Below are 25,057 nucleotides of genomic sequence, written 5' to 3' on the forward strand. Positions count from 1 at the left end.
CATTACAACGCAAGATCATAGCGCCCGGTTGCAGCGCAGCAAAAAAAGGGCGGCAGGTTGCCCCGCCGCCCCGATTTGAGCCGAAAACGCGCTCGTCAGAAGCGGGTTCTGACCGTCACGCCATAGGTGCGCGGCTCGGCCAAGAAGGCCGAGAAGATCTGCGAACCGCCCGGATAGGTCGCCCCGGTGAACGGGGCGATCGTCCGGCCCGCCTGGAACGGCGAGTTGAACGCGACCTGCGCATATTTCTGGTTGAACATATTCTGCGCGAACACCTCGATCGCCCAGAGCTCCTTCGGCCCGCGGATGCCGATGCGGCCGTTGACGATCGCATAGCCGTCCTGCTTCTTCTGCGGGAACAGATCGGAGCCGGTGTTGTAGTCGCTGGTCACGCGGCCATCGATGTAAAGCAGGCCGGTGAGTCCGGTGTCGCCGATCGGCGGCGTCCAGGTTAAGGAGCCGGTCGCGACCGCCGCCGGCGCGTTCGACAGCTTGGAGCCCGGCAGCAGCCGCAGCGCCGGATCGAGCGGCACGCCGCTGGAGTTGCCGACCAGATCGTGGCGATAACGGGTGTTGGCGACGGTCAACCCCAAGCCGATCGACAGGTCTCGCGTCGGGCGGATCGAGCTTTCGATCTCGACGCCGCTCGACAGCACGCCCGGTCCGACCTTGTCCTTCGGACAGGAGCCGGTCGCGGCGCTGGTGTCGCGGTCGGCCCCGGCCAGGTCGTTCGAGCAGCCATTGACGTTCTGGACGAGGAAGACCGAGCCGTTGAACGTGTTGAGCTGGAAGTCCGAGAAACGCTGGTGGAAGGCGGCGACGTTCAGCGAGAACATCCGGCTGGAATATTTGAAGCCGACTTCATAGGCGTCGTTCACTTCCTGCGCGAACTGCAGGTTGTGGACCAGCGCCTGCGCACCCCCGGCCGCCGCGAACGTCGTCGTCGGCACGCCGTTCACGACGAAGATCGGGGCCTTGAGCGCCGAGCGATCGAGGTTGAAGCCGCCCGCCTTATAGCCGCGCGAATAGCTGGCGTAGAGCAGCCACGCCGTCGACGGCTTCCACGAGGCGACCACCGTGCCGGTGAACTCGCTTTCGCCGCGATGGTCGTTGATGTTCACGCCGTTGAGCTCGGACGTGGAATTGCCCTGGCAGGCGAGGTTGATCAGGCCGCCCGCGACCGCCGCGAGCGGGCCGGTGAGCAGCGGCGTCAGCGCCGTTTGTTGCGCCGGGCAGACCGTGTTGGTGTTGTTGAACGCCGCCGCGAACTTCTTGCGGTCGTGCGTGTAGCGCGCGCCCAAAGTCACGTCGAACGTGTCGGTCAGGTGGATGATGTTGTGCGTGAAGAACGCGAAATTGGTATCGGTCTGGCGGTAATTCGCGTTGTTGTCGCCGACATTGTTCACGCTGTCGAGGCGGTCGAAGCCGGCGACGATCAGCGGGCCGGCGGCGCCGAACGGCGAAGCGACTCCGGGAACCTGACCGTTCAGCACGGCGCGGCCGGTCGGCGTCAGACAGCCTGCGCTGCCGGGTCCGAAAAAGCTGCCGGGCAGGCCGAATGCGCCGACCAGACGGCAGGTCGCGAAGCGGCCATATTGCGTGCCGAACTTCAGATTGTCGGTGAGGTTCAGCTTTTCGTGGGCGAAATAGCCGCCAACCAGCCAGTCCAGCTTGTTGTCGAAGGCCGAGCCCTGCAGCCGCAGCTCCTGGCTGAAGGTGCGGAACTCACGCTGATAGGCGCTGCTGCCCGGCGCGCGGTACAGGATGTCGACGAAGGAATAATCGGTATCCGACCCCTGGTTCGACTTATAGTCGCGATAGGCGGTGATCGAGGTCAGGTTCGCGCCGCCGAGGTTCCAATTGACCTCGCCCGAGACGCCCCAATCCTTGGTGATGCCTTTGTAGGTGCGGCCCGGCGACGGGTAGATGTTGCGGCTGAACGGATTGCTGAACGCGGCCGCCGGCTCGCCGAGCGCGAGCAAGGTCTGGATGATCGTGTTCTGCGTGGGATCCAGCAGGTTCGCGTTGGCCGGGTTCACCGTCTGGTCGATGTATACGGCGCCGCAGCATTTCTCGTCGCGGTGCGTGTAGTCGCCGATCAGCCGTACCGAGATGTCGTCGCTCGGCTCGTACAGCAATTGGCCGCGGATGAAGTAGCGGTTGCGGTCATTGACGTCGGTCTTGTTGGTGAGGTCGTGATAGAAGCCGTCGCGCTTCACATAGACGGCGTCGAGACGCGCGGCGAGCTGATCGGTGATCGGCCCGGTCACCGCACCGGCGGCGCGGATGTAGTTATAATTGCCGTAGTTGAACTCGCCATAGCCGCCGAAATCGAAGCTCGGCTTCTTGGTGATGATGTGAATGAGACCGGCCGACGCGTTGCGGCCGAACAGCGTGCCCTGGGGCCCACGCAGCACCTCGATGCGGTCGACTTCGCCGAGCTCGTTCAGGCCGATGCCGGAGCGCGAGCGATAGACGCCGTCGACGAACACCGCGACCGAGCTTTCGAGGCCGGGATTGTCGCCGACCGTGCCGATGCCGCGGATGCGGGCGGAGCCGTTCGCTTCGGAGCCGGTCGAGGAGACCAGCAGCGACGGCGCGAGCTGGTTCAGCTGGCGAATGTCGTTGGCGCCGGAATTCTGCAGCGATTCGGCGGAGACCGCCGACACTGCGATCGGCACGTCCGACAGCGCCTCGGCGCGGCGGGTGGCGGTGACGATGATGTCGCCGGCGTTGGGCGTCTGATCCGAGGCGTCGGCCGCGGCCGGCCCCGGCGTCGACGACGCGCTTTGCGTATCCTGGGCGTGAACGGGCGCGACGAATACGAATAAGGCTGCCGACAGCAGCCAGCATGATTTGCTCATGGTCCTCTCCCCAAGTCCCCCACGGACTCGTCTTTTGTTATCGAGAGGAGTTTAGAGTCGCGGCTCTGTAACATCCACAGCACAGCGCCGCGCCGGAAGAATTCCCGGCGCGTTGCGGCGTTTTTGCAACAGTTGCTGGACGCTGTGACATTGACGCTACGGAATGGCCGCAGCGTCGAAGTCCGATTTTACTTGGGCGCGAGCACCATCAGCATCTGACGGCCTTCCATGCGCGGATGCGCCTCGACTTTGGCGATCTCGGCCGTCTGTTCGGCGACTCGCTGCAGCACCGCCATGCCAAGCTGGCCGTGGCTGAGCTCGCGGCCGCGGAAGCGCATGGTGACCTTCACCTTGTCGCCTTCCTCGATGAACTCGACCACCTTCTTCATCTTGGTGTCATAGTCGTGATCGTCGATGTTCGGACGCATCTTGATCTCCTTGATCTCCTGCGTCTTCTGCGACTTGCGGGCGAGGTTCGCCTTTTTCTGGGCCTCGTATTTGAATTTGCCGACGTCGAGGAATTTGGCGACGGGCGGATCGGCATTGGGCGACACTTCGACAAGGTCGAGCCCCAATTCGCGCGCCTGCTCCATCGCTTCGCGCGTGTACATCACGCCAAGATTTTCGCCTTCATGATCGATCACCCGAACCTTGGGGCTCTGGATGAATTCGTTGAAGCGCGGGCCGGAAAGGGCCGGGGGCGCCAGCGGGCGCCGCATCATGGGAGGACGGATAGGGTAAGCTCCTGTGGGTTGGTGGAACGCGCTATATAAGCGCACCGCGCCGCCAACGGAAGCGGGCGAGCGCGGTTCCGTCGCGGGATGATTGGCATCGGTCCCGGATTCGGGCCGAGCGCGCAATCTTGAGGCGAAAACTGGACCCTTCGCCCAAGCTCCACTAGGCGATCCCCGCACAAAGGAGGTCGGGTTGGCGAACGTAGCGGTGATCGGCGCACAATGGGGCGACGAAGGCAAAGGCAAGATCGTGGACTGGCTCGCCGAGCGCGCCGATCTGGTCGTGCGGTTCCAGGGCGGCCACAATGCCGGCCACACGCTCGTCATCGGCAACCAGGTGTACAAGCTGTCGCTGCTGCCCTCCGGCATCGTGCGCGGCACGCCGTCGGTGATCGGCAACGGCGTCGTGCTCGATCCCTGGGCGCTGAAGTCGGAAGTCGAAAAGCTGCAGGGCCAGGGCGTCGAAGTCTCGCCGCGCACGCTCTCCATCGCCGACAATTGCGCGCTGATCCTGCCCTTTCACCGCGATCTCGACGCGCTGCGCGAGGATGCGTCGGGCGCCGGCAAGATCGGCACCACCCGCCGCGGCATCGGCCCCGCCTATGAGGACAAGGTCGGCAGGCGGGCGATCCGGGTGTGCGACCTCGCGCATCTGGGCGATCTCGGGCCGCAGCTCGACCGCCTGACCGCGCATCACGATGCGCTGCGCGCCGGCTTCGGCGAGCCGCCGATCGACCGCGAGCGCCTGCTGACCGAGCTGCGCGAGATTGCCGACTTCGTGCTGCAATTCGCCAAGCCCGTCTGGCTCGACCTCAACGAAGCGCGCGCGCGCGGCCGCCGCATCCTGTTCGAAGGCGCGCAGGGCGTGCTGCTCGACGTCGACCACGGCACCTATCCGTTCGTCACCAGCTCGAACACCATTGCCGGCACTGCGGCGGGCGGATCGGGGCTGGGGCCGGGCGCGGTCGGCTTCGTGCTCGGCATCGTCAAGGCCTACACCACCCGCGTCGGCTCCGGCCCGTTCCCGACCGAGCTTGAGGACGAAATCGGCCAGCGGCTCGGCGAGCGCGGGCATGAGTTCGGCACCGTCACCGGCCGCAAGCGCCGCTGCGGCTGGTTCGACGCCGTGCTGGTGCGCCAGTCGGTCGCTGTCTCCGGCGTCACCGGCGTCGCGCTGACCAAGCTGGACGTGCTCGATGGGCTCGAGACGATCCGCATCTGCACCGGCTATCGGCTGAACGGCCGCACGTTGAACCACTTCCCGGCGCATGCTGCCGACCAGGCCGCGGTCGAGCCGGTCTACGAGGACATTCCCGGCTGGAGCGAATCGACCGCCGGTGCGCGCAGCTGGGCGCAGCTTCCGGCGCAGGCAATCAAATATATCCGCCGCATCGAGGAGCTGATCCGCTGCCCGGTCGCGCTGGTTTCGACCAGCCCGGAGCGGGAGGATACGATTTTGGTGCGGGACCCGTTCGCGGATTAACGATTCCCCTCCCGCTTGCGGGAGGGGTTAGGGGAGGGACCGCGTTCGACTCAGCACCGGAATCAGGCGTCTTCCCACCCCCGGCCCCTCCCGCGAGCGGGAGGGGAGAAGAATCACTTCTTCTTTTCGGGCAGGTCGATTTTCGATCCGCCCTTTGCGGCGGGGTCGACCGACGGCGCGCCGGGTGCGACCGTATCAGGCCCTGCGCCGGTGTCGGCCGACTTCGCTGCCGGGCCGCCGGGATTGTCGGCCGGCAGCGCTTCCGCCTTGGGCAGCGGCTTAGGCGCGTCGCTCTGCTGGTTGAGGTACGCGATCACGTCGGCGCGGTCCTTGCCCGCCGACAGGCCGGCGAAGGTCATCTTGGTGCCGTCAGCGAACTTGCGCGGGCTGGTCAGCCATTTGTCGAGCGAATCGAAATCCCAGGCGCCGCCCTTGGACTTCAGCGCGTCCGAGAAAGCGAAGCCGCCGGCGCCCTGGCCGATCGCCTCGCCGACCACGCCCCACAGATTCGGGCCGACGCCGTTCGCGCCGCCCTTTGTGTCGGTGTGGCAGGCCGCGCACTTCTGGAAGATCTTGGCGCCGTTGGCCGGATCGGCCGTCGCCATGCGCTGCGCGATCGGCACTTCGGCCACTGCCGCTCCGCCTTCGCCGCCCTCGACGACGCCGGCGATCGGATAGCCCATCTTCTCCGGCCGCTCGCCGTGAAAGAATTCGCCGGACACGATGCCGGCGCCCAGCGCCACGATACCGGCGCCCAGCACCCAGCCGGCGATCGTGTTGTTGCGGTCGTTCATTGCAAATCCCTACGTCAGAAGCCCGTGGGACGGGCTCGCCCCTTGAAAACGCGCGCTCCCTTTAGAAAGAGGCTGCGCGCCTCGCAAGTCGCACGGGTTCCCTTGGCCGCGGAAAGACTCTAGGCGCGCGCGGTCATGGAGAATTATCCCGAACCGGCGCGGCGTCTGGTCGCCGAAATGATCGCTGCTGCCGAGCGCGACCCGGCGCGCGCCGTCGCGTTTCAGGGCGCGCCGGGCGCCAATTCGCACCGCGCGCTGATCGAGCATTTTCCCGACGGCCTGCCCTATCCCTGCTTCAGCTTCGAGGATGCGCTGGAGGCGGTGAAGGAAGGCCGCGCCGGACGGGCGATCATCCCGATCGAGAATTCGGTGCACGGCCGCGTCGCCGACATCCACTTCCTGCTGCCCGAATCCGGGCTCGCGATCACCGGCGAGCATTTTCTCGCGATCGTCCCGGCGCTGATCGGCAAGGCCGGCCATGACATTCGCGAAGTGATGAGCCACCCCCAGGCGCTGGGCCAGAGCCGGAAGTGGCTGCGCGCCCGCGGCATTCGCCCGATCGACTATGCCGACACCGCCGCCGCCGTCGCCAAGGTCGCGGAAATGCAGGACTGGAGCATCGCCGCGATCGCGCCCGCATTCGCCGCGCAGCTCTACGGCCTCGACGTGATCGAGAACGCGATCGCCGACGCGTCGGACAACACCACCCGCTTCCTGATCCTCGCCCGCGAGCCGCGCCGGCCGGAGAGCGGCGACCTGATGACGACGTTCATCTTCCAGGTCAACAACATCCCCGCCGCGCTCTACAAGGCGCTCGGCTGCTTCGCGACCAACGGCATCAACATGACCAAGCTGGAAAGCTACCAGCGCGGCGCCAGCTTCGCGGCGACGGAGTTCTATACGGATATAGAGGGTGCACCCGGTGACCCGGCGGTGGATCGGGCGCTGGAGGAGTTGAGATTCCACGCCAAGCGGGTGGATGTACTCGGCGTGTACCCGCAGGCAAGGAAACGGGGCTAATCCAGCCCCTCCCCTTCAGGGGAGGGGTAAGGGGTGGGGTTCGGCCGATAGGCCGAGCAAAACGCCGAGGTATGAGGAAGTGGACTGCCCCACCCCAACCCCTCCCCTTCAGGGGAGGGGCTTCACTCCCGCTCCAGCCACCACCGGAACAGGGTATGCGCAATGGCGAACGGGGGCGGGGGAAGGAACGGCGCGCCGGGTTCGCCCGCCATCGACGCTTCGACGCCGGCGCGATCGACCCAGATCGCATCCTCCAGCTCGGTCGTGTCGATGGTCAGCGTTGGGTCGTCCGCCGCCGCCACGCACGCCATCATCAGTTGCGACGGGAACGGCCAGGGCTGGCTGACGACATAGCGCACGTCGCGGACTTTCAGACCCGCTTCCTCGAACAGCTCGCGCGCGACGGCTTCCTCGACCGATTCGCCCGGCTCCACGAACCCGGCCAGCGCCGAATAGCGGCCGGGCGGATATTGCGGCTGGCGGCCGACCAGGACGCGTCCGTCATGCTCGGCGAGCATGATGACGACCGGGTCGACGCGCGGAAAATGCTCGGTGCCGCAATTCCCGCATTTCCGGCCCCAGCCGGCGCGGTGGATCGCGGTGTCGCCGCTGCCGCAGCGCGCGCAGAAGCGGTGCCGCAAATGCCAGTCGATCAGGCTCCGTGCGCCGGCATAGGTAGAGGCTTCCTCGGGCGGCATTTCGCCCAGCGCGCGAAAGATCGCGGGCGAGCGGGTCGCGCCCAGCGGCATGTCGTAATCCAGCGCGGCGAAATGCGGCCGGCCGTCGATCAGGCCGAGCAGCAAGAGCGGCGCGTCCTCCGGCGCTTCGGCAAGGCTGCCCCAGCTCAGCCGGCCTTGCTCGTCCAGCACCGGGTCGATGCCGTCGAGCCGCAGCAGCCGCGCGCGCCAGTCGGACAGTGCCGCGCCGAACGCGTCGGGATCGTTGCGGAGCGCGTCGGCGCGGTCGAGCGGCGAGCCGGTGAAACCGGGCCTCAGCATGCAATCAAGCTCATCCGGCTCTCCAAGGCGAGCCGCGCGGCCTTGTCAAACACGGTCGGCAGCCCCGCCTCGCCCAGCCGCGCGATCGGCCACCATTCACCTTCGGCATTGACGCGCCCGACGGATGCGACCGCGACCGACAGGTCGAGCGAGAAATGGGTGAACACATGGCGCACATTGCCCTTCAGCATCTGCCAGTCGGCAGCGAACGGGGCTTCACCGAGGCTTGGCGCATCGCCCCAGGAGCCGGTCGGCAGCGCCCGCATGCCGCCGAGCAGCCCCTTGGCCGGCCGCGTGACCAGCAGCACGTCGCCCTCCGCCTCCGCCCAGAACACGATGCCCCGCCGGTGCGGCTTCTCCGCCCTGGGTGCGCGCACCGGAAAGGCCTCGGGCGTGCCGCGGGCGAAGGCGCGGCAGTCCTCGCGCAACGGGCAGATGCCGCAGGCCGGGCGCTTCGGCGTGCAGATGGTCGCGCCCAGGTCCATCATCGCCTGCGCATAGTCGCCGGGCCGCGCGGCGGGCGTGATCGCGGCAGCCTGCTCCCGCACCGCCGCTTTCGATTCGAGCGCGAACAGCCGGGCGACGACCCGCTCGACATTGCCGTCGACCACCGCCGCGCTCTCGCCGAACGCGATCGCCGCGATCGCGCCGGCGGTATAGTCGCCGATCCCCGGCAGCCGCTTCAGCGCCGCCGCGCTCGCCGGAAACCGCCCGCCATGCTCCGTCACAACCGCCCGCGCGCAGGCGAGCAGATTCCGCGCCCGGCTGTAATAGCCAAGCCCCGCCCAGGCAGCCATCAGCTCGGCGTCTTCCGTGGCGGCAAGCGCCTCCACCGTCGGCCAGCGCGCGAGGAAGCGCTCGTAATAGGGCTTCACCGCCGCCACGGTCGTCTGCTGCAGCATCACTTCGGACAGCCACACCGCATAGGGGTCCGGCGCCGCCCCGCCCGGCGGGCTCCGCCACGGCAACACCCGCGCATGCCGATCGTACCAGTGGAGAAGCTTGTCGGCGATCACATCGACCCAATGGACGGTTCGGGGGAGCTGTGGCAATGACCTCAACCGAATGAGCGGTCGCAAGCAAAAGGACAGTGAAGCCCCCCGCACCGGCCGCGCCCGCCGCGTGTCCGAGCTGCTGCCCGATGCCGGCCGCGCCAGTTTCCGCAAATTCGGCTTCGTCCAGCACGCGATCGTCAGCCGCTGGGCCGAGATCGTCGGCGTCCGCTATGCCGGCGTCTCAGCGCCCGAATCGATCCGCTTCCCGCAAGGCAAGCGCGCCAACGGCACGCTGACCCTGACGGTCGCCGGCGCCCATGCGCCGATGATGCAGCATGTGCTGCCGGAGATCGTCGAGCGGGTGAACCGCTTCTTCGGCTATCCTGCGGTCGAGAAGGTCGCGATCCGCCAGGGCGTCGTCATTAAGGCCACGCCCAAGCCTGCCCGGCCGGAGCTGCAGCCGGTCCCGGTCGAGCTCGGCGATTCGCTGCGCGCCGTCGGCGACCCGGAGCTGCGCGCGGTGCTCGAATCGCTCGCCCGCGGCATCGCCACTTCGGAAACCATCCCCGTGATCGGAAGAGTGAAATAGTGAGATTGCTTGGCGCTATCGCCGCCGCGCTGGCTTTGGTCGCCGCCGCGCCCGCGACCGACTGGACCCATCGCGTCACGCAGACCCCGCAGGGCGCGTTCGTGCTCGGCAATCCGGCAGCGAAGCAGCGGCTCGTCGAATATGTGAGCTATACCTGCCCGCATTGCGCCCACTTCACCAACGAAGCCGCCGCGACGCTTCGCCAGAAATATGTCGCGAACGGCTCGACCGCGATCGAAGTGCGCCATGCCGTCCGCGACCCGATCGACTTCGCCGCCACGCTGCTCGCGCGCTGCACCGGCCCGACCCGCTTCTTCGCGGTCCATGAAAAGCTGTTCGCGACGCAGGAAAGCTGGTTCGAAGCGGGCGCCAAGTACATCGACGACAATCGCGAAGCGCTGAACAAGCTGCCGCAGGGCCAGCAGCTCCAGATGCTCGCCAAGGGCGCCGGCCTCCCCGCCGTGGTGGGCCTCAGCGAAGCCCAGGCCAACGCCTGCATCGCGAACGCAGCGGCGCAGAAGCCGGTGCTCGCGATGACGACCGAAGCATGGGAGCAGCGCAAGATCGCCGGCACGCCCTATTTCTTGGTCAACGGCCAGGGCATCGACAACACCGCAAGCTGGGCGGCGCTGCAGCCGCACCTCAAGAACTAGACGGAGAGACGAATGACCAAGACCTACCTGCTGGCGCTGGGCGCCGCCGCGCTGGCGCTCGCCGGGTGCGACAAGGGCGCGGGCAACAACAGCGCCGCCCCGGCCGCGGCGGGCGGCAGCGCCGCCGCCGTGCCGCCGCCGGCCGGCAAGGACTGGACCGAGGTGGTGTCGGCCACGCCCGAAGGCGGCTTCGTGATGGGCAACCCGAACGCGCCGGTGAAGGTCGTCGAATATCTCTCGCTCACTTGCCCGCACTGCAAGGAGTTCGAGGAAAAGGGCTTTCCCAAGCTCCGCGAGTACGTGAAGAAAGGCACCGTCAGTCTGGAAGCGCGCAACTATGTCCGCGACTTCGTCGACATGACCGCGACGCTCGTCTCGCGCTGCGGCGGCCCCGACCCGTATTTCGCGATGACCGAGCAGGCCTTCACCCAGCAGTCGCAGATCTTCGACAAGCTTCAGGCCGTTCCGCCCGCCGAACAGCAGCGCCTGCAGGGCCTGAGCCCCGCCGAGCAGTTCAAGGCCGTCGCGGCGCTGACCGGCATCGATCAGTTCGCCAAGCAGCGCGGCATCCCGCAGGCCAAGCTCGACGCATGTCTCTCCGACAAGGCGTCGGTCGATAAGCTCGTCGACATGCAGCAAAAGGCGAACGCCCTGCCGATCCCGGGCACGCCCACCTTCATCATCAACGGCAAGATGCTCGAGAATGTCGGCACCTGGGAACAGCTGGAGCCAAAGCTGAAAGAAGCGGGGGCGTAAATTCCCTGACATCCTCCCCTGCAAGGGGAGGGGGACCAGCCGAAGGCTGGTGGAGGGGTGTCCCCGTTCGAGAATATTCTCCACCGCCGACACCCCTCCGTCGCGCTGCGCGCGCCACCTCCCCTCGAAGGGGAGGATGTTCTCCGCCTCCACCCGACTCGTTTCCGGCCCGTTTGGACTCTTTTCCGGGGATAAACCCCGTCCCCGCCCTTTCCCGCGCGCGCGGGCGCGATAAGCTCGGGGCCGGTCAGTAGGGGCAGGTCTTTGCGGTTCAAGCGGCTGAAACTCAGCGGCTTCAAAAGCTTCGTCGATCCGACCGAATTGCGGATCGAGGCCGGCCTGACGGGCGTCGTCGGCCCCAATGGCTGCGGCAAGTCGAACCTGCTGGAAGCGCTGCGCTGGGTGATGGGCGAAGGCTCAGCCAAGTCCCTGCGCGGCGGCGGCATGGAGGACGTGATCTTTGCCGGCACCGCGACGCGCCCGGCGCGCGACTTCGCCGAAGTCCAGCTTTTTGCCGAAAAGGCCGACAATGACGATGGCGAGCTCGAAGTCGTCCGCCGGATCGAGCGCGGCGCCGGCTCCGCCTATCGCCTGAACGGCCGCGACGTCCGCGCCAAGGACGTGGCGCTGCTGTTCGCCGACGCCGCCACCGGCGCCCATTCGCCGGCGCTCGTCAGCCAGGGCAGGATCAGTGCCGTCATCGCCGCCAAGCCGACCGAGCGTCGCGCGATGCTGGAGGAAGCGGCGGGAATCGCGGGCCTGCACGTCCGCCGCAAGGACGCCGAGCAGAAACTCCGCGCGACCGAGACCAACCTCACGCGGCTGGGCGAGCTGATCGCCGACATGGAAACGCGTGCCGGCCAGCTGAAGCGGCAGGCGCGCGCGGCCGAGCGCTACCGGGCCGTCTCTGCCGAGATCAAGATCGCCGAGGCGAGGCTGATCTTCGCGCGCTGGCGCGAAGCGGCCCAGGCGGCCGAAGCCGCGAAGAAAGACGCCGCCGCCGCCGAGGAACGGGTCGCCCAGCTCGCCGAGGCCCAGCGCGCCGCCGCCGCGTGGAACGCCGAGGCGACTCGCAAGCTCGGCGATGCCCGCGCCGCAGCCCAGGCCGCGCGCGACCGCGCGAACGAGATTGGCCACAAGCTCGCCACGGCCCGCGCTGAGCTGGCGTCGGCCGAACGCCGCCTCGCCGAACTGGCGCAGGCGCGCGAGCGGCTCGCCGGCGACCGCGAGCGCGAAGGCTCGCTCGCCAACGACGCCGCCGAAGCGATTGCCCGCCTGTCCGCCGAGGCCAAGGCGCTCGACACGCGCATCGCGGAGGCCGAAGCGAGCCGCCCCGCGCGTGCTGCCGAAGTCGCGGCTGCCGAAAGCTCTGCCCGCGACGCGGAAGTCGCGCTCGCTCAGGCTGTCTCCGCTCAGGCGCGCGAGCAAGCCGAGGCGCAGATCGCGCGCTCGGCGGTCGCATCGGCGCAGACGCGTCTCGCTCGTGCTCAGGCCGAACTTGCGCGGGTCGAGGCCGAGATTGGCCAGCTCGGCACCGGTGCGGAATTCGCCGAAGCACGCGACGCTGCCGCCGCCCGCCGCACCGCCGCCGAAGCGGCCAGTGCCGAAGCCGCGAAACGCATCGAATGCAGCGAAGCCGAGCGTGCCGCCGCTGCGGCCGATCGCGAGCGCGCCGAGGCCGAACTCGCCTCTGCGCGCGCCGCGCTCGCCGCGCTCGAAAGCGAAGCCGCCGCGCTCGACAAGGCGCTGCAGCGGGCGTCCGGCGACCGGCTGATCGATCATGTCCGCGCCGCGCCCGGCTATGAACGCGCGCTTGCCGCCGCGTTCGGCGACGAGCTGGAAACCGCGCTCGCCAACTGGACGCCGCTCACGGCGGATGCGCCCATCGCCGACAGTCTAGCGCAGCACGTTACCGCCCCGCCCGCCCTTGCCCGCCGCCTCGCCCAGATCGCGGTCGCTGACGTGGACCATGGCCGCGCCCTCGCGCCGGGCCAGCAGCTCGTCACGCGTGACGGTGCCATGCGCCGCTGGGACGGTTTCGCCGCCACGGACTCGGGCGCGGCCGCCGCCGAACGCCTGATCCGCGCCAACCGCCTCGACGCTCTCCGCGCTGCGCTTCCGAAAGCGCGCGAGGCGGTCGCCGGGGCGCAGATCGCGATGGACAGCGTCGCCGCGCGCCTCGCCACGGCCAAGGCCGCGGCTGACGAAGCCCGCCGGGCGCTCGCCCAGGCCGAGGCTGAGGCGCGCACCGCTGCTCGCGAGGAAGACGCTGCCGAAGCCGCGATCGAGCGTTTCGCCGCGCGCCGGTCGGAGCTGCAATCCCGCCGCGAACGCGCCGCCGCCGAACGCGACGAGGCCGCGCGCGAGGCCGAGACCGCGAACGAAAAGCTCGCCGCGCTGCCCGACGGCCAGGCCACCGCCCAACTCGTGGCATCGCTGTCCGCGCAAAGCGAGGCGGCCCGCGCCGCTGTCTCCGAAAAGCGCGCGCTTGCCGCCACGCTCGACCGCGCCGTCGCCGCCGATCGCGAGCGCCAGTCTGCCGCCCAGGCCGAAGTCAAATCCTGGCGCGCCCGCGCCGGCGAGGCCGCCAGGCGCATCGAGGAAATGGCCCGCCGCGAACGCGCCGCCGAGGCCGAACTGGCAGCACTCGCCGACACGCCGGACGCGCTCCGCACCGAGATCGCCGCGCTCGACACGCGCCAGTCCGAAGCCCGCACCGAATCCGAGGCTCTCGCCGCCGAGGAACGCGCCGCCGAAGCCCGCGTCCGCGAGGGCGAGGCAACGCTGGCCCAGGCCGGCGAAGCGCTCGCCCAGGCGCGCGAAGTGCGTGCGGGCGCCGTCGCCCGCGCCGAAGCCGCCGATCTGCGCCGCGTCGAAATGGGCCGTGTCTCGGGCGAGCGCTTCGAATGCCCGCCGCCGGTGCTGCCGGAACGGATCGGCTTCGCCTCCGCCGACGTTCGCGATCCCGCAGAGGAATCCGCCCGCCACGACCGCCTCAATCTCGACCGCGAGCGATTGGGCCCGGTCAACCTGATCGCCGAGCAGGAACTGCGCGAACTCGAGACCGAATACGAGCGCTCGGTCGCGGAACGCGACGAGCTGACGCAGGCCGTGAATCGTTTGAGGGGTTCGATCGGCAGCCTCAATCGCGAAGGCCGCGCGCGGCTGCTGGCGGCGTTTGAGGAAGTCGACCGCCATTTCCGCCGCCTGTTCGCGCGGCTGTTCAACGGCGGCGAGGCCTATCTGCAGCTCGTCGATTCGGACGATCCGCTCGAAGCCGGGCTGGAGATCATGGCGCAGCCGCCGGGCAAGAAGCTCGGCTCGCTCACGCTCCTTTCCGGCGGCGAGCAGGCGTTGACCGCGGTGGCTTTGATCTTCGGCCTGTTCCTCACCAACCCCGCGCCGATCTGCGTGCTCGACGAAGTCGACGCGCCGCTCGACGACGCCAATATCGAGCGCTTCTGCGACCTGCTCGACACGATGGTCACCGAGACCGACACACGCTACCTGATCGTCACCCACAACGCGGTCACCATGAGCCGCATGCACCGCCTGTTCGGCGTGACGATGGTCGAGCGCGGGGTGAGCCGGCTGGTCTCGGTGGATCTGGGCGGCGCGGAGGAATTGCTGGCGGCGGAGTAGTCCCCCTCCCGCTTGCGGGAGGGGTTAGGGGTGGGAAAAGCCTCAAACGCGCAGCAATGTGACGAACATTCCCACCCCCGGCCCCTCCCGCAAGCGGGAGGGGAGGAGAACGCCATGCACATCTCCTTCCTCCTTTTCCCCAACGTGACGCAGCTCGACCTGACCGGTCCCGCGCAGGTCCTGTCGCGTATGCCGGGAGCGACTATCGAACTCGTCGCCAAGACCCTCGATCCCGTGCCGACCGATGCCGGTTTCCCGCTCCTCCCGACCGCGACGTTCGACACCGCTGCGCAGCCGGACGTCCTGTGCGTGCCCGGCGGTTTCGGAATTACCGGCGCGATGGAGGACCAAGCCACGCTCGCCTGGCTCCGCGAGGCAGCGGACGGGGCGCAGTGGGTGACGAGCGTGTGCACCGGCGCGCTGGTGCTGGGCGCGGCGGGGCTGCTCCGCGGCTACCGCGCGACGACGCATTGGGGCAGCCACGAATGGCTCGCCGCGTTCGGCGCGATTCCGGTGAAGGAGCGCGTGGTGTTCGATCGCAACCGCGTCACCGGCGGCGGCGTCACCGCGGGCATCGATTTCGGGCTGGCGCTGGTCGGCCGCCTCTGTGGCGAGGATCATGCCCGCTTCGTGCAGCTCAGCCTGGAATATGATCCGGCGCCGCCCTTCGATTCAGGGTCGCCGGAGAAAGCGGATGCGCAGACGCTCGCGAAATATAATGCGCTGGTCGCGAAGCACGCCGCCGACCGGCCTGCGCGCTATCAGGCGGCGGCCGATCGCCTGAACGAAAAAGGCCCCGCCGGTTAGGGCGGGGCCTTATCGGATCAGGACTGAAGCGGGACCAGGTTCACCGCGGCGTATTTGCCGCGGCGGTCCACTTCCAGCTCGAACTCGAGCCGGTCGCCTTCGTTCAGGCTCGGCATGCCGGCCCGCTCGACGGCGGAGATGTGGACGAAAGCGTCCGGCTGTCCGTCGTCGCGCTGGATGAAGCCGAAGCCTTTCATCGCGTTGAAGAACTTGACCGTGCCGCTGGCCTTTTCGCCGGTGAGCTGACGCTGCGGGCCACCGCCGCCGGCGCTGCCGCGATCCTCGCGACCGCCGCCGCCACCGCCGGTGACCGGGAGCGGCTCGCCCTCGATCTTCAGGTCGGTCGCCGAGACACGGCCGCCGCGATCGACGAGCGTGAAGCCGAGCGGCTGACCTTCGGCCAGGCCGGTGAGGCCGGCGCGCTCGACCGCGGAAATGTGGACGAACACGTCTTCGCCGCCATCATCGCGCACGACGAAGCCGAAGCCCTTCTGCGCGTTGAAGAATTTGACGACGCCCGTGCCTTCGCCGATCACTTGCTGGGGCATGCCGCCGCCACGGCCGCCGCCGAAGCCACCGCCACCAAAGCCGCCGCCACCGCCGCCGCCGCCGAAACCGCCGCCGCGCGGGCCGCCAAAGCCGCCGCCACCGCCGCCGAAACCGCCGCCGCCATAACGGCTGCCGCCCGATTCGCTGTAACCGCCGTAGTTCTCGTCACCGAAACCGTCGCGCTTGTCCTTGCCGCCGCGCGGACCCCGTTTACCTCTGTCGAAACCCATTCTTACCTTCCGGTCGCCCAACTAAAATCCGTCAGAACCCCACGCGCCGGGCGCGCACGCCAAGTCCTTGAGACGCATACCCCATAGACACGCCCACGAATCTCCATAGCGAAGATTCGTTCATCCGGCGAACGAAATAATCCACAGCCATGGTGAAGACGCGCTTCGCCATTGAGCGTTCAGCCGCCACCGCCTATGCCTTGGGCGGATATGGCCGTGCATTTTCATGAAGAAGACCTGCCCGCGGGCACGTTGGCGGACGGGCCGGTGGCCGTCGACACCGAAACCATGGGGCTCCATTCGCACCGCGACCGGCTCTGCGTGGTGCAGATTTCGGACGGGCGCGGCGACGAGCATCTCGTGCGCTTCTCCCCCGGCAGCGACTATGCCGCGCCGAACCTGAAGGCCGTGCTCGCCGACACGAATCGGCTGAAGCTCTATCACTTCGCGCGCTTCGACCTGGCGGCGATCCAGCTCTACCTGGGCATCACCGCCGCGCCCGTTTATTGCACCAAGACGGCGTCGCGGCTGGTCCGCACCTATACCGACCGGCACGGGCTGAAGGATCTGGTCAAGGAATTGCTCGGAAGCGAAATCTCGAAGCAGCAGCAAAGCTCGGACTGGGGCGGCCCGGTGCTCAGCGACGCGCAGAAGGAATATGCCGCGTCCGACGTGCGCTATTTGCACGGCCTCCGGAACGAACTCGACCGCCGCCTCGCCCGGGAAGGCCGCACCGCGCTTGCCCAGGCCTGTTTCGATTTCCTGCCCGCCCGCGCGCAGCTCGATCTCGCCGGCTGGCCGGAGGTGGACATCTTCGCCCATGTCTGAAGCCGCGATCCGGTCGCAGGACGAGCGCCGGCGCTGGGCGATTCCCGGCAGCGCGCACGACAAGGTGATTCGCTGGCTGCGGATGACCTTGCCGATGGGGATCGGCGCGCTGGTCGCTTTCCTGTCAATCGCGCCGCTGACGATCGCCGGCGACATGAGCTTCGTGCTCGACAAGAACAAGGTGCAGGTCGCCAAGGAGCGGCTGCGCGTGACCGAGGCGCTCTATCGCGGCGAGGATTCGAAAGGCCAAGCCTTTGCGCTGCGCGCCGGCTCGGCGGTGCAGATGACTTCGAAAGAGCCGATCGTCCATCTGCAGGACCTGTCGGCCAGCCTCGCCATGCGCGACGGCCCGGGCATGCTCCGCGCCAACCGCGCCCGCTACGACATGGACAAGGAACAGGTGCGCGTCGAAGGGCCGGTCGTCTACCAGTCCGCCGACGGCTATCGCCTGCTGACGCGCGACGTCGATGTCGACCTGAAGTCCCGCACCATGGCGAGCAACGGCGCCGTCGACGGCAAGATGCCGCTGGGCACGTTCAGCGGCGGCCGCATCGCCGCCAATCTGGGCGAGCGCGTCGTGCAGCTTAGCGGCCGCACCCGCTTGCACATCGTCCAGGGAGCGGCCAGAGGGTCACGATGATCCGCAGGCTGATCTTGGGAAGCGCATTCGGTGCCGCGCTGGCGTTCGCAGCGCCTTTGGTCGCGCAGGCGCTCAAAGGCCACAACACCAACGCGCCGGTCGATGTCGAGGCGGACCGGATCGAGGTGCAGGACCGCGCCGATCGCGCGATCTTCGCCGGCAATGTCCGCGCCGTGCAGGCCGAGCTGACCCTGAACGCGGCGCGGCTGACCGTCGCCTATGCCAATCGCAGCGGTCCCGGCGGCGTGCAGATCCAGCGGCTCGATGCAGCCGGCGGCGTCACCGTGCGCAGTCCGTCGGAAACCGCGCGCGGCGCCTTCGCCGTCTATGATCTCAACCGCCGCCTGATCACGATGACGGGCGGCGTCACGCTGGAGCAGGGCGCGAATACGGTGCGCGGCGGCCGGCTGGTGATCGATCTCGACAGCGGCCGCGCGGTGGTCGACGGATCGGCGGTCGGCGGCGCTCCCGGCACCGTCTCGGGCGGCAGTGGCGGCCGCGTGACCGGCCGCTTTAGCGTGCCGCAGCGCAAGGGCGGCTGACGCCCGCGCTTTAGGCGCTCAGATCACCCATTCGATCGAGCGCATCTCGATATTGGCTTCCCGCTTGGCGGCGCGCTTCGCGACCATCTGGTCGTAGAGCTTTTTGACCGTCCCGCTGCCGGTGGTGATGAAAACGCCCGGCACGACCGCATGGACGACGCAGGCGATGCCGCCCACGATCATCTTCACCCCAAAGCCGCCCGCCGCCGCGAAATGCTCGCCGTAGCTCTCGCCGACTTCGCTCGGATGGTCCCGGAACAGTTTGTTGAACATTGGCCCGCTCGTCGTTGAATGATGCCGCCGCCTAGCACGAGCGGGGCGCTTTAGGACAGGCCAACTTACGTTCGCTCCTGATCGCCGTACCGCTCGTAGCGTTCGATTACCGTGTTGTGCAGAGAGCCGGATGCGAGCAACGCTGGCACGTCGCATCGAGCGCTGTTGCGCTTCGCCGGGTGGAGCGGGTTGAGCAATGCCCAAGTCGAAGGACGACAGCCGTCGCCGCTACGTCGCTGAACCTTTCGCTCGCGCCGCAATTGTCGACGGCCTCTCTTGCTATTTCGACTTCATCCAGGAGGTCGAAGCAATGAATGCTGACGGCAACCTCATGCGGATTGACGCGGTATCGCGCTGCCGCCTGACCAATTGGACGTTCGGTTGGGAGTTCAAGAAGTCGCACCTGTTCAAGAGCGAGTTCGCGGACGCCATGCGGCAGGCCGTTAATTATCGACTGTCGCGGATTATCGATCCGCGGTTGCCCGCTTACAAGGATATGCAGTTACCTGCCATTGCCGTGTTTCCCGATTGGCTCGAAGGTATGCGCCTCTTGGGCGCGCAGTTTCGAGTCGGCACCATGCGCCAAATCAGCCATGACAAATTCTCCTTCCTCATGGGGCAATCCGCGATCTGGCACTCGTCATCGGGTTGGACCAAGAATGCGGAAGGTGTGCTGTTCGGCAAGAGAGGTTTAGGTTCAACACGCAAAAGGGATTGCTGAACCGCTTGGGCCGGCTGCGCTGACACTCGCGGCGTTCTCTTTGGAATCGAGCATCACCCACGCCGAGGTTGAGACGCGCGCCGCCCCTCGCTACATGCCCCGGCCATGTCAGAGATGATCCGCATCACCCTTCCCGACGGCTCCGCGCGCGAGGTTGCGCCGGGCACGACCGCGGCCGACATCGCCGCGGCGATCGGGCCGGGGCTCGCCAAGGCGGCGCTGGCCGCCAAGGTGAATGGCGAGGTGCGCGATCTCGGGCGGCCGATCGACTATGACGCAGAGCTGGCGCTGATCACTTCTCGCGACGAGGCCGATGCGCTGGAGCTCGTCCGCCACGACTATGCGCACGTGCTCGCGGAGGCGGTGCAGAACCTCTTTCCCGGCACCCAGATCACCTTCGGCCCGGCGACCGAGGACGGCTTCTATTACGATTTCGCGCCGAAGGACCGGCCGTTCACCGAGGAAGACCTGCCCGCGATCGAGGAAGAGATGCGCCGCGTCATCGCGCGCGACGAACGCCTTGTTCGCGAGGTTTGGACGCGCGACCAGCTCATCGCCTATTTCAAGGAGCATGGCGAGACGTTCAAGGCCGAATGGGCCGGCGAGCTGCCCGCGGGCGAGGAGCTGACGATCTATCGCGCCGGCGATTGGCTCGACATGTGCCGGGGGCCGCATCTGCCCTCCACCGGCAAGCTCGACCCGCAGGCGTTCAAGCTCACGCGCGTCAGCGGCGCCTATTGGCGCGGCGACCAGAACAACGCGATGCTCAGCCGCATCTACGGCACTGGCTGGCTCAACAAAAAGCAGCTCCAGGAGCATCTGACGCGGCTGGAGGAAGCGGCCAAGCGCGACCATCGCAAGATCGGCGCGGAAATGGACCTGTTCCACCTGCAGAGCGAAGCGCAGGGCTCGGTTTTCTGGCACCCCAAGGGCTTCATCCTGTGGCGCCAGCTCGAGGCCTATATGCGCCGCCGGCTCGACGCGGCCGGCTATGCCGAGGTGAAGACGCCCCAGCTGATGGACGCGCGCCAATGGGAGCAGTCCGGCCACTGGGGCAAGTACCGCGAGAACATGTTCGTCGTGCCGGACGAGATTCCGTCCACCGAAGACGACGCGCCGATCCTCTCCGGCGACGCGGACCTGATGGCGCTGAAGCCGATGAACTGCCCCGCGCACGTGCTGATCTTCAAGCAGGGCATCAAATCCTATCGCGACTTGCCGATCCGCATGGCCGAGTTCGGCTGCTGTCACCGGAACGAACCGCACGGCGCGCTGCACGGCATCATGCGGGTGCGCCAGTTCACCCAGGACGACGCCCATATCTTCGTCCGCGCCGACCAATTGGTCGAGGAAGTCCGCATGTTCTGCGACCTGCTCGACAGCGTGTACAAGGACTTGGGCTTTCCCAGTTACGCGATCAAGCTGGCGCTGCGTCCCGACAAGCGCTTCGGATCGGACGAGATGTGGGACTGGGCCGAGCAATCTTTACGCGACGCCGTGGCCGCGACCGGCCGCGCGACGCCCGAATTCGGCTGGGAGGAGCTGCCCGGCGAAGGTGCTTTCTATGCGCCGAAGCTGGAGTTCCATCTGAAGGACGCGATCGGCCGCACCTGGCAGGTCGGCACGCTGCAGACCGACACGGTGATCCCCGACCGGCTCGACGCGTCGTACGTCGGCGAGGACGGCAATCGCCACCGCCCGATCATGCTGCACCGCGCGATCCTCGGCACGTTCGAGCGCTTCATCGGCATCCTGATCGAGCACCATGCCGGCAAATTCCCGCTCTGGCTGGCGCCGACCCAGGCGGTGGTGGCGACGATCGTCTCCGACGCCGACGATTATGCCCGCGAAGTCCAGGCCGCGCTGGAAGCCGCGGGCCTGCGCGCCGAAGCCGATCTTCGCAACGAGAAGATCAACTACAAGGTGCGCGAGCATTCGCTGGCCAAGGTCCCGTACCTGCTGGTCGTCGGCAAGCGCGAGGCGGACGAACGCACCGTCGCGCTCCGGCCGCTCGGCGCCGACGCGCGGCAGGAAGTGCTGCCGCTCGACGAGGTGATCGCGCGTCTCAAGGCCGAAGCCGTCCCGCCGGACCTGGCGCGGAGCTGACACTCGGCCCGAGCGGGGAAGGGAATGAGGGCGAGCGAGATGTTTGCAGCCGCGATCGCCGCAGCCCTTCTTGGCCTCGCCACCCCGGCGGTGGTCGCCGAACGGGGGCTGCATGTGCTGGTGGCGGGGCCGGTCGTGGCGCACGAGGTGCGCTACGGGGCGGCGGAGCGGCAGGCTGCGACCCTGTTCGTGCGCGAGAAGGCGGGCCGCGCACCGCTGATCGTCTATGTGCATGGCGGGGGCTGGATCGCCGGGACGCCGAAGGCGGGAGCGGGCGGCATGCAGGCCGAGCATTGGACCGGGCTCGGCTATGCCTATGCGACCGCCGGCTACCGGCTGGCGCCCGGCGCGACTGCCGAGCAGCAGATGCAGGATCTGGCGCAGGCGGTCGCCGCGCTGCGCCGTGCGAAAGGCGTGGACCCGGGGCGGATCGTGCTGATCGGCCATAGCTCCGGCGCGCAGATGGCGGCGCTGCTCGCGACCGATCCGCATTGGCTTAAAGATGCGGGCGTGCCGTTCGAGACGGTCAGGGCGGCGGTGCTGCTCGATCCGAGCGGGCTCGACCTGCCGCCGTTGCTCGCCAGCCGGGGCGACCCGACCGTCGAGCATTATTTCCGCCCGACCTTCGGCGACAATCCGGCGCGGCAATCGGCGCTGTCGCCGGTGACGCAGACCGAGCCGCCGAACGCACCGGCGTGGCTGATCCTCGCCGACGTCAATAACGGCTTCGCGCAGGCGCAAGGCAGCGAGCTTGCGGCAGGGCTGATTGGCGCCGGCGCTCAGGTGGAAACGGCGACCATCCCCGGCACCACCCACCTGCGCCTCAACGACGAGATCGGCCGCCGGCTGGACAAGGCGACGGCGGAAATCGACGCGTTCCTGGGGCGCGTGTTTCCGCAGATGCAGCGCGTGCGGCGGCGGTAACTCAAATCACGCGCGGTTCCCGTCCCGCCAGCACATGCGTGCACCCGGCAGGTTGGCTGGACTCGTCGAGTGCCGCGACGGTGATCCAGCCCTGGGCGCGCAAAGCGGCGGCGGCTTCGCGGTCGTGGCCGAGGGGGAGGAAGAGGCGGCGCGCGGGCTGATCGTCGGCGATCAGGTCGAGCAGGGGGTCGGGGTAGATCGAGAAGCCGATTGCGGGTTCCTCGCGGCCGTCTTCGTGCAGGATCGTGTAGGCGCCGCCGCGGCCGACTTCGCCGGTCAGGCCTTCTGCGAACAGCGAGAAGCCGAGCCAGCTTTGATATTCGAAGCCGTGGCGCTCGGTCGGATCGAGCGTGACCGTGGCGATGCCGTCGAGCCGGGCGGCGACGGCTTCGAGCGCGCTAAGGCGCGAGGCGAGCGCGCCGGTGCTGTCGAAAGCGCGGAGGCGTTCGATTGCCTGCGGGAACGGTCCGGCCGCTTCGACCAGCGGGAGATAGGCGGTTGCGCCCGCCGCGGCGAGGGCGCCGGCGTCTTTGGCGTCCAGCAGCTCGCGGATGCGCTGCGCCTCGGCTGCGCCAAGCGGCAGCGGACCGGCGGCGAGCGTGTCGACCAGATCGGGAAGCGTCAGGTCGACGGTGATGCTCTTTGCTCCGGCCGCCGCGAGCGCCTCGACCGCGAGCGCGACGATCTCGGCGGCGGCGGCGGCGCTGTCGCTGCCGATCAGCTCGGCGCCGATCTGGGTCATTTCGCGCTCCGGGCGGAGCTGCGAGGCGCGCAGCTTCACGACCGGCCCGCCATAGCTGAGCCGCAGCGGGCGCGGGCGGTGGGCGAGGCGCGTCGCGGCGATGCGGCCGACTTGCGTCGTGATGTCGGGGCGGAGCGCGAGGGTGCGCTGGGAAAGAGGGTCGACGACGCGCAGCAGGTCGCGCGCGGTGCCGGATTTAAGGCGGCCGACCAGCGATTCCTCATATTCGGCGAGCGGCGGCGCGACGCGTTCATAGCCGTGCGCGCGGATCGCATCGAGCGCGGCGCGCAGGATCGCGGCGGCGGCCTCGGCCTGCGGCGGCAGCCGGTCGCGCAGGCCTTCGGGGAGGAGGGCGGTGGTCATTTCGCATGCGCTCCTAGCCGGTTTGGGCTGAGCTTGTCGAAGCCCTCCCTTCTTCTTCGGCATAAAGAAAGGGAGGCCTTCGACAGGCTCAGGCCAAACCGTGTTTGGAGATCAATCGAATTGCAGCGCTTTCACCCGCTTCACGCCGGGCAGTTTCGCCAATTGGTCAAGCGTCGTCTGCGGGACCGGCGTGTCGACCGAGAGCAGCAGCACGGCTTCGCCGCCTGCGGCGCGGCGGCCGAGGTGGAAGGTGCCGATGTTGACGCCGGCGTCGCCCAAGGCGGTGCCGATGCGGCCGATGAAGCCAGGGGCGTCCTCGTTCACGACATAGAGCATCGGGCCGGCGAGGTCGGCCTCGACCTTGATGCCGAACAGCTCGACGAGGCGAGGGTTCTGGTCGCCGAACAGGGTGCCGGCGACCGAGCGCTCGCCGTCCTCGGTCGCGACCGAGACGCGGACGAGGGTGTGGTAATCGCCTTCGCGGTCGTGACGCACTTCGCGGACGTCGAGACCGCGTTCCTTCGCGAGGAAGGGCGCGTTCACCATGTTCACCGTGTCCGAATAGACGCGCATCAGCCCGGCGAGCACCGCGCCGGTGATCGGCTTCTGGTTGAGCTCGGCGGCGGCGCCTTCGGCCTCGATATTGATCTTGGTCAGGCCGCCATGCGCGAGCTGGCCGACAAGGCTGCCCAGCTTTTCGGCGAGCGCCATATAGGGGCGCAGACGCGGCGCATCCTCGGCCGAGACCGACGGCATGTTGAGCGCATTGACGACGGCGCCGGTCAGCAGGAAGTCCGACATCTGCTCGGCGACCTGGATGGCGACGTTGACCTGGGCTTCGCTGGTGGAGGCGCCGAGGTGCGGGGTCGAGATGAAGCCGGGCGTGCCGAACAAAGGCGATTCCTTGGCCGGCTCCTCGACGAACACGTCCAATGCGGCGCCGGCGACATGGCCGGAATCAAGCGCGTCCTTCAGCGCCGCTTCGTCGATCAGCCCGCCGCGCGCGCAGTTGATAATGCGGACGCCTTTCTTGGTCTTTGCCAGATTCTCGCGGCTGAGGATGTTGCGGGTCTGGTCGGTGAGCGGGGTGTGAAGCGTGATGAAGTCGGCGCGGGGGAGCAATTCCTCAAGCGTCACTTTCTCGACGCCCAGATCGCGGGCGCGCTCGGCGGAGAGGAAGGGATCGTAGGCGATGACCTTCATGCGCAGGCCGATCGCGCGCTCGGCGACGATCGAGCCGATATTGCCGGCGCCGACCAGGCCCAAAGTCTTGCCCGTGACCTCGACGCCCATGAAGCGGTTCTTTTCCCACTTGCCGGCCTGGGTGGAGCGGTCGGCCTCCGGGATGTCGCGGGCGAGCGCGAACATCAGCGCGATCGCGTGCTCGGCAGTGGTGATCGAGTTGCCGAACGGGGTGTTCATCACGACCACGCCCTTCGCCGAGGCGGCGGGGATGTCGACATTGTCGACGCCGATACCGGCGCGGCCGACGACCTTGAGGTTGGTCGCGGCATTGAGGATGTCGCGGCCGACCTTGGTCGCGGAGCGGATGGCGAGGCCGTCATAGTCGCCGATGATCGCGATTAGCTCTTCCTTGGAGAGGCCGGGCTTTTCGTGGACCTCGAGGCCGCGCTCCTTGAAGACGGCGGCGGCGCGGGGGTCCATTTTGTCGGAAATGAGGACTTTGGGCATTTGGGGTTCCTTATGCCCCTCTCCCGCTTGCGGGAGAGGGAGGGGCCCAGCGCTTTGGCGCTGGGAGGGTGAGGGTAAGGGTGAGGACTGCCCTCACCCGTCTCGCTTCGCT

The 25,057-nt window shown here is 68.2% G+C and carries 22 protein-coding genes; 13 read left to right on the forward strand and 9 right to left on the reverse strand.

The features are described from left to right. Positions 1-95 precede the first annotated feature (95 nt). Together ACFSCW_RS16110 and infC are read right to left on the reverse strand one after the other, a co-directional pair. Positions 96-2,864 (reverse strand): TonB-dependent receptor, encoded by a 2,769-nt coding sequence (locus tag ACFSCW_RS16110; RefSeq protein WP_380891328.1) that lies wholly within the window; start codon positions 2,862-2,864, stop codon positions 96-98. Positions 2,865-3,052: 188 nt separating this feature from the next. Next, positions 3,053-3,586: a translation initiation factor IF-3 gene (infC, locus tag ACFSCW_RS16115; RefSeq protein ID WP_380891329.1), complete on the reverse strand. Its 534-nt coding sequence runs from the start codon at positions 3,584-3,586 to the stop codon at positions 3,053-3,055. 205 nt (positions 3,587-3,791) lie between these two features. On the opposite strand from infC, the gene ACFSCW_RS16120 reads away from it, so the two are divergent. Continuing rightward, the gene (locus ACFSCW_RS16120; RefSeq protein ID WP_380891332.1) at positions 3,792-5,081 is read left to right on the forward strand and encodes an adenylosuccinate synthase; all 1,290 of its coding nucleotides are present in this window, start codon (positions 3,792-3,794) and stop codon (positions 5,079-5,081) included. A gap of 113 nt (positions 5,082-5,194) precedes the next feature. Here ACFSCW_RS16120 and ACFSCW_RS16125 read toward each other — a convergent pair whose 3' ends face one another. Next, entirely contained in the window at positions 5,195-5,875 is a 681-nt protein-coding gene (locus tag ACFSCW_RS16125) for a c-type cytochrome (protein ID WP_380891334.1), read from the reverse strand. Positions 5,876-6,010: 135 nt separating this feature from the next. Between ACFSCW_RS16125 and ACFSCW_RS16130 the strand changes: the two genes are divergently transcribed. Beyond that, positions 6,011-6,895, forward strand: a complete 885-nt coding sequence (locus ACFSCW_RS16130; protein ID WP_380891336.1) for a prephenate dehydratase — start codon at positions 6,011-6,013, stop codon at positions 6,893-6,895. A 122-nt stretch (positions 6,896-7,017) separates the two neighbouring features. Here ACFSCW_RS16130 and nudC read toward each other — a convergent pair whose 3' ends face one another. Together nudC and mutY are read right to left on the reverse strand one after the other, a co-directional pair. After that, the gene (gene nudC / locus ACFSCW_RS16135) at positions 7,018-7,893 is read right to left on the reverse strand and encodes an NAD(+) diphosphatase (RefSeq protein ID WP_380891338.1); all 876 of its coding nucleotides are present in this window, start codon (positions 7,891-7,893) and stop codon (positions 7,018-7,020) included. Beyond that, positions 7,887-8,909, reverse strand: coding sequence for an A/G-specific adenine glycosylase (mutY, locus tag ACFSCW_RS16140; RefSeq protein WP_380891340.1), 1,023 nt, complete (start codon positions 8,907-8,909; stop codon positions 7,887-7,889). The genes nudC and mutY overlap by 7 nt, the downstream gene beginning before the upstream one ends. A gap of 49 nt (positions 8,910-8,958) precedes the next feature. Here mutY and ACFSCW_RS16145 point away from each other — a divergent pair, with 49 nt between their 5' ends. The 5 genes from ACFSCW_RS16145 to ACFSCW_RS16165 all read left to right on the forward strand — a co-directional run bounded on the left by ACFSCW_RS16145 (position 8,959) and on the right by ACFSCW_RS16165 (position 15,335). After that, complete coding sequence (locus ACFSCW_RS16145; RefSeq protein ID WP_380891342.1) at positions 8,959-9,477, forward strand: DUF721 domain-containing protein; 519 nt, start codon at positions 8,959-8,961, stop codon at positions 9,475-9,477. After that, entirely contained in the window at positions 9,477-10,130 is a 654-nt protein-coding gene (locus ACFSCW_RS16150) for a thioredoxin domain-containing protein (RefSeq protein WP_380891344.1), read from the forward strand. Before ACFSCW_RS16145 ends, ACFSCW_RS16150 begins: the two co-directional genes overlap by 1 nt. A 12-nt stretch (positions 10,131-10,142) precedes the next feature. Further along, positions 10,143-10,886, forward strand: a complete 744-nt coding sequence (locus tag ACFSCW_RS16155) for a thioredoxin domain-containing protein (protein ID WP_380891346.1) — start codon at positions 10,143-10,145, stop codon at positions 10,884-10,886. A gap of 264 nt (positions 10,887-11,150) precedes the next feature. Next, positions 11,151-14,528, forward strand: coding sequence for a chromosome segregation SMC family protein (locus tag ACFSCW_RS16160; protein ID WP_380891348.1), 3,378 nt, complete (start codon positions 11,151-11,153; stop codon positions 14,526-14,528). A gap of 114 nt (positions 14,529-14,642) precedes the next feature. Further along, on the forward strand, positions 14,643-15,335 hold the full coding sequence (locus ACFSCW_RS16165) for a DJ-1/PfpI family protein (protein ID WP_380891349.1): 693 nt from the start codon (positions 14,643-14,645) through the stop codon (positions 15,333-15,335). A 17-nt stretch (positions 15,336-15,352) separates the two neighbouring features. On the opposite strand, the gene ACFSCW_RS16170 is transcribed toward ACFSCW_RS16165, so the two are convergent. Beyond that, positions 15,353-16,114 (reverse strand): cold-shock protein, encoded by a 762-nt coding sequence (locus tag ACFSCW_RS16170; RefSeq protein WP_380891351.1) that lies wholly within the window; start codon positions 16,112-16,114, stop codon positions 15,353-15,355. Between the two features lie 210 nt (positions 16,115-16,324). Between ACFSCW_RS16170 and ACFSCW_RS16175 the strand changes: the two genes are divergently transcribed. Genes ACFSCW_RS16175 through ACFSCW_RS16185 form a run of 3 tightly spaced genes read left to right on the forward strand, consistent with a single transcriptional unit; the run spans position 16,325 to position 18,124 of the window. Next, the gene (locus tag ACFSCW_RS16175; RefSeq protein WP_380891352.1) at positions 16,325-16,942 is read left to right on the forward strand and encodes a ribonuclease D; all 618 of its coding nucleotides are present in this window, start codon (positions 16,325-16,327) and stop codon (positions 16,940-16,942) included. Then, complete coding sequence (gene lptC / locus ACFSCW_RS16180) at positions 16,935-17,582, forward strand: LPS export ABC transporter periplasmic protein LptC (protein WP_380891353.1); 648 nt, start codon at positions 16,935-16,937, stop codon at positions 17,580-17,582. The genes ACFSCW_RS16175 and lptC overlap by 8 nt, the downstream gene beginning before the upstream one ends. Next, positions 17,579-18,124, forward strand: a complete 546-nt coding sequence (locus tag ACFSCW_RS16185) for an LptA/OstA family protein (protein ID WP_380891354.1) — start codon at positions 17,579-17,581, stop codon at positions 18,122-18,124. The genes lptC and ACFSCW_RS16185 overlap by 4 nt, the downstream gene beginning before the upstream one ends. Before the next feature lie 18 nt (positions 18,125-18,142). Here ACFSCW_RS16185 and ACFSCW_RS16190 read toward each other — a convergent pair whose 3' ends face one another. Next, the gene (locus ACFSCW_RS16190; protein WP_380891355.1) at positions 18,143-18,397 is read right to left on the reverse strand and encodes a DUF6356 family protein; all 255 of its coding nucleotides are present in this window, start codon (positions 18,395-18,397) and stop codon (positions 18,143-18,145) included. Positions 18,398-18,593: 196 nt separating this feature from the next. Here ACFSCW_RS16190 and ACFSCW_RS16195 point away from each other — a divergent pair, with 196 nt between their 5' ends. The 3 genes from ACFSCW_RS16195 (at position 18,594) to ACFSCW_RS16205 (ending at position 22,148) form a co-directional block, all read left to right on the forward strand. Then, a complete protein-coding gene (locus ACFSCW_RS16195; protein ID WP_380891357.1) occupies positions 18,594-19,118 on the forward strand; it encodes a hypothetical protein in 525 nt (174 codons plus the stop codon). Between the two features lie 105 nt (positions 19,119-19,223). Beyond that, positions 19,224-21,224: a threonine--tRNA ligase gene (gene thrS, locus ACFSCW_RS16200; RefSeq protein WP_380891358.1), complete on the forward strand. Its 2,001-nt coding sequence runs from the start codon at positions 19,224-19,226 to the stop codon at positions 21,222-21,224. A gap of 39 nt (positions 21,225-21,263) precedes the next feature. Beyond that, the gene (locus ACFSCW_RS16205; RefSeq protein ID WP_380891359.1) at positions 21,264-22,148 is read left to right on the forward strand and encodes an alpha/beta hydrolase; all 885 of its coding nucleotides are present in this window, start codon (positions 21,264-21,266) and stop codon (positions 22,146-22,148) included. A 1-nt stretch (position 22,149) separates the two neighbouring features. On the opposite strand, the gene ACFSCW_RS16210 is transcribed toward ACFSCW_RS16205, so the two are convergent. Together ACFSCW_RS16210 and serA are read right to left on the reverse strand one after the other, a co-directional pair. Next, positions 22,150-23,253 carry an ATP phosphoribosyltransferase regulatory subunit gene (locus ACFSCW_RS16210; RefSeq protein WP_380891361.1) on the reverse strand — a complete coding sequence of 368 codons (1,104 nt, stop codon included), beginning with the start codon at positions 23,251-23,253 and terminating at the stop codon, positions 22,150-22,152. A gap of 111 nt (positions 23,254-23,364) precedes the next feature. Further along, positions 23,365-24,945 carry a phosphoglycerate dehydrogenase gene (gene serA / locus ACFSCW_RS16215; protein ID WP_380891363.1) on the reverse strand — a complete coding sequence of 527 codons (1,581 nt, stop codon included), beginning with the start codon at positions 24,943-24,945 and terminating at the stop codon, positions 23,365-23,367. Positions 24,946-25,057: the final 112 nt, after the last annotated feature.

It is taken from the genome of Sphingomonas tabacisoli (assembly GCF_042678385.1).
GTDB lineage: Bacteria > Pseudomonadota > Alphaproteobacteria > Sphingomonadales > Sphingomonadaceae > Sphingomonas_B > Sphingomonas_B tabacisoli.

Bases quoted from the DNA above. Each gene is read 5' to 3' on its own strand.
- ACFSCW_RS16110 (WP_380891328.1), bottom strand. From the start codon at position 2,864: ATGAGCAAATCATGCTGGCTGCTGTCGGCAGCCTTATTCGTATTCGTC.
- infC (WP_380891329.1), bottom strand. From the start codon at position 3,586: ATGATGCGGCGCCCGCTGGCGCCCCCGGCCCTTTCCGGCCCGCGCTTC.
- ACFSCW_RS16125 (WP_380891334.1), bottom strand. From the start codon at position 5,875: ATGAACGACCGCAACAACACGATCGCCGGCTGGGTGCTGGGCGCCGGT.
- ACFSCW_RS16130 (WP_380891336.1), top strand. From the start codon at position 6,011: ATGGAGAATTATCCCGAACCGGCGCGGCGTCTGGTCGCCGAAATGATC.
- nudC (WP_380891338.1), bottom strand. From the start codon at position 7,893: ATGCTGAGGCCCGGTTTCACCGGCTCGCCGCTCGACCGCGCCGACGCG.
- ACFSCW_RS16145 (WP_380891342.1), top strand. From the start codon at position 8,959: ATGAGCGGTCGCAAGCAAAAGGACAGTGAAGCCCCCCGCACCGGCCGC.
- ACFSCW_RS16155 (WP_380891346.1), top strand. From the start codon at position 10,143: ATGACCAAGACCTACCTGCTGGCGCTGGGCGCCGCCGCGCTGGCGCTC.
- ACFSCW_RS16165 (WP_380891349.1), top strand. From the start codon at position 14,643: ATGCACATCTCCTTCCTCCTTTTCCCCAACGTGACGCAGCTCGACCTG.
- ACFSCW_RS16170 (WP_380891351.1), bottom strand. From the start codon at position 16,114: ATGGGTTTCGACAGAGGTAAACGGGGTCCGCGCGGCGGCAAGGACAAG.
- ACFSCW_RS16175 (WP_380891352.1), top strand. From the start codon at position 16,325: ATGGCCGTGCATTTTCATGAAGAAGACCTGCCCGCGGGCACGTTGGCG.
- lptC (WP_380891353.1), top strand. From the start codon at position 16,935: ATGTCTGAAGCCGCGATCCGGTCGCAGGACGAGCGCCGGCGCTGGGCG.
- ACFSCW_RS16185 (WP_380891354.1), top strand. From the start codon at position 17,579: ATGATCCGCAGGCTGATCTTGGGAAGCGCATTCGGTGCCGCGCTGGCG.
- ACFSCW_RS16190 (WP_380891355.1), bottom strand. From the start codon at position 18,397: ATGTTCAACAAACTGTTCCGGGACCATCCGAGCGAAGTCGGCGAGAGC.
- ACFSCW_RS16195 (WP_380891357.1), top strand. From the start codon at position 18,594: ATGCCCAAGTCGAAGGACGACAGCCGTCGCCGCTACGTCGCTGAACCT.
- thrS (WP_380891358.1), top strand. From the start codon at position 19,224: ATGTCAGAGATGATCCGCATCACCCTTCCCGACGGCTCCGCGCGCGAG.
- ACFSCW_RS16205 (WP_380891359.1), top strand. From the start codon at position 21,264: ATGTTTGCAGCCGCGATCGCCGCAGCCCTTCTTGGCCTCGCCACCCCG.
- ACFSCW_RS16210 (WP_380891361.1), bottom strand. From the start codon at position 23,253: ATGACCACCGCCCTCCTCCCCGAAGGCCTGCGCGACCGGCTGCCGCCG.
- serA (WP_380891363.1), bottom strand. From the start codon at position 24,945: ATGCCCAAAGTCCTCATTTCCGACAAAATGGACCCCCGCGCCGCCGCC.